The organism is Marinospirillum sp. (assembly GCF_014859565.1).
In genome coordinates, this window is sequence record NZ_JACUUA010000276.1 from 1 (window position 1) to 3,892 (window position 3,892).

Genomic DNA, 3,892 nt, shown 5'->3' on the forward strand with positions numbered 1-3,892 from the left:
GATGTTGCATACGAACCTCCTGAAAATGAGAGGTTCAGTTTGCAAAGACTTCAGGGTGTTGGATAGATGGGGTTTATGGTGCGGTTACCATTCGGCGATCAGTGTGCCCATGGAGGCCATTGATGAAGTCTTCCGTGAAGTGGAAGCGGGTGGTGTGGACTTTGGTGTGGTGCCGATTGAAAACTCCACCGAAGGCGTGATCAGCCATACCCTGGACAGTTTTATGGATTCAGGGCTGCAAATCAATGGTGAAGTGGTATTGCGCATTCATCAGCACCTGCTGGTCGGTGAAAACACCCGTCCGGATAAGATTTCCACCATCTACTCCCATGCATCTTCCTTGGCTCAGTGTCGCAAATGGCTGGATGCCCACTATCCCGGTGTGGAGCGGGTGATGCTGTTGAACAAACTGCAATAACACATCACTCATTTGCTTATAGGCTGGGTCGTGGTTTTCACTCCAGTCAGCAAACACATAATCCAACAGGTCTTTGAATTGCTGCTCAATATAGTGCGGCAACTGATCCCTGCCCAGCAGATTTTGCATCCCTTGAATCAACCAGTCATCATTGAGTTGCACCCAGCTATCGGAAACATCGTGTTTCTTTTCGTAGCTATCTAACAGTAGGTAGTATTTTGTCGTACCAGGGTAATGCTCTTCACACCAGTTCTGGTATTTTTCGACTTCGCGTTAAGCGGACAATTTTCTCGTAGTCTTCGGCCAGTAGAAGCTTGTTCAGTGCCTGTATAAAGGGGTGGGATTGTTGTTTTTTCATATCCGGGCTTTAAGCTCTTGTTTAAAAGCATTCAGGGAGGGCATGTCTATCTGAAGCACATCGATTTCACGGCTTTTCACCTTTTCTGCAAGGATTGTTGCCGTTGGCTCTTCGCCCAAGATTTCAGCGAGCTGGTCTTTCAAAGAGTTGGGGCTGCGGTCATTGCCAGAGGCTTCTTCCAGTTGAGCGCAGTGCTGATAAGGATTGTCGGGCTTTAAGGCACACAAGAGCCAGGCTTCGGATTTAGGTTTAGCCAACATGCCAATGCCATCACTGAAATGCTCACTGGCAAAGCCGTATTGCATGGATTCCAGCTTTTTCTGCCAGTCGCCCCTGTCGGCAGAGGCGGTGCCATCACTATCCCGAAACAAAATAGCGACTACACGATCATTTGCTTCCTCAGCGAACTGCTTTGCTAACTTGGCCAGGGCGGCAGCATTTTTGAAGTAGTAAGCGGTTTCCTTACCTTTTTTCTTGCCAGGTAGGGACATCCGCTTGCCTTTTGTAACCTGCCCTTTACCAAAGGCAGTCAAGTAGCTTTTGCTGACCAAGGTCACCAGATCGCTGGCAAGATGCGAAAACTCGTAGCCTTGAAAATGCTCAACATACTGATCAACCAGCCAGGCCAAGGGGCCAGCCTGAATACGATCACCGTCACAGAAATCAGCTTCTGGTTCGCAGCGGCCAAAATCACTGGCACCTTCTCCACTGAGCATCAGGCGCATGGCAGGCTTCCCTCTTCTGCCAGCCGCAGGATTTCCTGGTTCAGCTGCTGCAACTCAGTATCCACAAAAGCCTCACCCGGCCCGAGTACCGTCAGTTTTTCCTGCATGGAAGGAATGGAAAATAACGGGATGGCGCTGGTTGATCCCTGCGCGTTTTTATACAGATAAATCACACCGGCCTTAGCCGTTTCATCATCCAGATAATTCAGAATCAAAGGGCTATGGGTAGTGACTAGAATTTGATGCTCGCTATTGACCAGTGCATCGACCAGGAACTCGACCAGCTCTGGGTTGATGCCGTTTTCAATCTCATCAAACAGCAAAAAGTGCTCGTCCGAAGCCAACTGTGATAAGACCGCCATCAGGCGCAGCAGACCATCATTGATGTGCCGTGCTGGGGTAATCAGGGTTTGGCCACCAAACTGCTCATGGATCTCCAGTTGCTTCCAGCCGGATTTAAGTGAGCGTGTCTCTATGCGTTGTAATTGTTGATAGACCGGCGCTAAACGCTGGCGCAGATCGCTCTGCCCCTGGGCACCCAACTCATGGAGATAAGCCGACAGGCGCTGACCACCCAAACCCAGGTGTCCTTCAGCGGCGCGGGTTTTTAAGCGAAGCAGCTCGGGCGAAAGCAGATCCAGGGAGCGAACTTTTTTCACTTCTTCACGAAAAGCAGTCAGCAGTGGATTGAGCTGATTGCCTTTCAGTTGAGACAAGATTGAGCCTTCATACTCAAAAACCACTGGAAACTGCTCCTTTCCTGCATTGCCCGGTGCCTTGAGATGGCATTCCCCATCCGCCACTCTCAGCAGAAGCTGTCTTCCTAGGCTGATTTTTTCAGAGGTGCATCGCAAAGACTGGCGGTTGAAACTGCCTTGCCAGGCCAGCTCTTCGCCACCAGGTAACTCCAGCAAGAGCGAGAAGCTGACATTAGAGCGATTGGATAAACGCGAGTTGATATCAGCGGCTTGCCATTGACGCTCATTCAGCCAACCTTTCAAATCGCCGTGCATTAGCTGAGCCAAAAAATCGATGGCTTGCAGTACCGTAGACTTGCCTGCGCCATTTAAGCCGACTAGGCAGGTCAGCGGTGCCAGCGGCAGCTCAAAGTCCACCAAGGATTTGAAGTTGTTGACCTTGATGCGCTTAATCATTGTTTTGGCTCCACTTAATCTGATTTCTCACCAGTGACTTCCTTCACATTCGCGAGCAGGTCACCAAATTTGCCGTAGTTGACCTTTACGCCATCATCGAGATCCAGCTGGATGCGCTGGTCGGCGTAGTGGCGCAGTTTTTCATCAAACTGGTTGAGTTCGTGCAGTTGTTTTTGCAGGTGCGCCAGTTCTTTTTCGATGCGTTTGGCTTCGGTGGTGGAGCTGGCGTTGTCTTTGTCTTCATCTAGTTTTTGGATGTAGTTGCTCATGCGCGTTGCCAGCCAGGATGACCAGGCTGAATGCCGCTCACTAGCAACCCCGCTATCAGGCGGCTTTCCCGAACCATCAGGCCGCCCCCGATCAGGTCACTGTCATAACTGAAGCTTTGGCTGGCGCTTTTCAAAACCATTAGATTCCGAGTAGGTTTAAGGTGGAGTTGGCCTTATTCTACGCGCATCCTGTGAGGCTTTCAGTAAGAGCGTGGCTGCAGAAAAATGCGTGGTCATCGTTAACCTTTACCGCTCTGAGTCATCTCTGCTGCTTGGATCTTGCTTGGCTTGTTTTTCATCAATCATCTTCATCGTTCCGTAGAAAACAGCCATAAGAACACCGACAAAAAACCAAGGAGAAGGTGGTGGGTGATAGGCAATAATGATGGCTGCAGAAATAAGTACGATTATCATCGTGATTCCTCTATGTGCTCTTGCGGTAGGTGTGCCGGCTTTTCCGGCCACAAAAAAGAGCCACCCGAAGGCAGCTCAAGCGCAGGAAAGGTTCAAAATCAGTGTTGATGCTGCTGGTTGCGGGTTCTGATGACGACGATGACGAAATCACAAACGCAGCAACGGTTTTTCACTGATGACGAACGCCCGCATTTGCGGTTAATTTGGGCGAAGCGGAAAAACAGAGATCTTGCCCCACTAAAATGGGGCAAGTACACCGTCCGACAGCAGTGCCTTATACGTCTAGATTGCTTGATCCTGCCTTATTCATGAAAAATAGCTGAAAAGTGGGTGTGGCTTTGGTATGCTGTTGAAATATAACGTGTTCCGGCAAGAACGGTTTGTCTCAACCACCACCGCCACGGGTGAAACTATACCACCATGAAAACCTCATTCAATGCCTCCGTAAATCTTTCGCTCAGCAACCAAGCCAACAGCAGCGATGCCGGTGCGCTTCTGGTGCGTGAAGGCAACGCAGGTCCCGCCAAGGATGCAGCCACCTGGATTCCGCATCT

4 protein-coding genes and 1 pseudogene are annotated in these 3,892 nt (G+C 50.2%); 1 reads left to right on the top strand and 4 read right to left on the bottom strand.

The features are described 5' to 3' along the window. Window positions 1-88: 88 nt before the first annotated feature. A pseudogene (locus IBX50_RS18235) lies at window positions 89-400 on the top strand (prephenate dehydratase domain-containing protein); the annotation flags it as partial. 372 nt (window positions 401-772) lie between these two features. Here the strand turns inward: IBX50_RS18235 and IBX50_RS18240 are convergent. The 4 genes from IBX50_RS18240 to IBX50_RS18255 all read right to left on the bottom strand — a co-directional run bounded on the left by IBX50_RS18240 (window position 773) and on the right by IBX50_RS18255 (window position 3,338). After that, the gene (locus IBX50_RS18240) at window positions 773-1,405 is read right to left on the bottom strand and encodes a hypothetical protein (protein ID WP_292257826.1); all 633 of its coding nucleotides are present in this window, start codon (window positions 1,403-1,405) and stop codon (window positions 773-775) included. A gap of 86 nt (window positions 1,406-1,491) precedes the next feature. Further along, window positions 1,492-2,655: an ATP-binding protein gene (locus IBX50_RS18245; protein WP_292257827.1), complete on the bottom strand. Its 1,164-nt coding sequence runs from the start codon at window positions 2,653-2,655 to the stop codon at window positions 1,492-1,494. Window positions 2,656-2,669: 14 nt separating this feature from the next. Further along, window positions 2,670-2,924 (bottom strand): hypothetical protein, encoded by a 255-nt coding sequence (locus IBX50_RS18250; protein WP_292257828.1) that lies wholly within the window; start codon window positions 2,922-2,924, stop codon window positions 2,670-2,672. Between the two features lie 246 nt (window positions 2,925-3,170). After that, complete coding sequence (locus IBX50_RS18255; protein WP_292257829.1) at window positions 3,171-3,338, bottom strand: hypothetical protein; 168 nt, start codon at window positions 3,336-3,338, stop codon at window positions 3,171-3,173. Between the last annotated feature and the right edge of the window lie 554 nt (window positions 3,339-3,892).

Bases quoted from the DNA above. Each gene is read 5' to 3' on its own strand.
- IBX50_RS18250 (WP_292257828.1), bottom strand. From the start codon at position 2,924: ATGAGCAACTACATCCAAAAACTAGATGAAGACAAAGACAACGCCAGC.
- IBX50_RS18245 (WP_292257827.1), bottom strand. From the start codon at position 2,655: ATGATTAAGCGCATCAAGGTCAACAACTTCAAATCCTTGGTGGACTTT.
- IBX50_RS18255 (WP_292257829.1), bottom strand. From the start codon at position 3,338: ATGATAATCGTACTTATTTCTGCAGCCATCATTATTGCCTATCACCCA.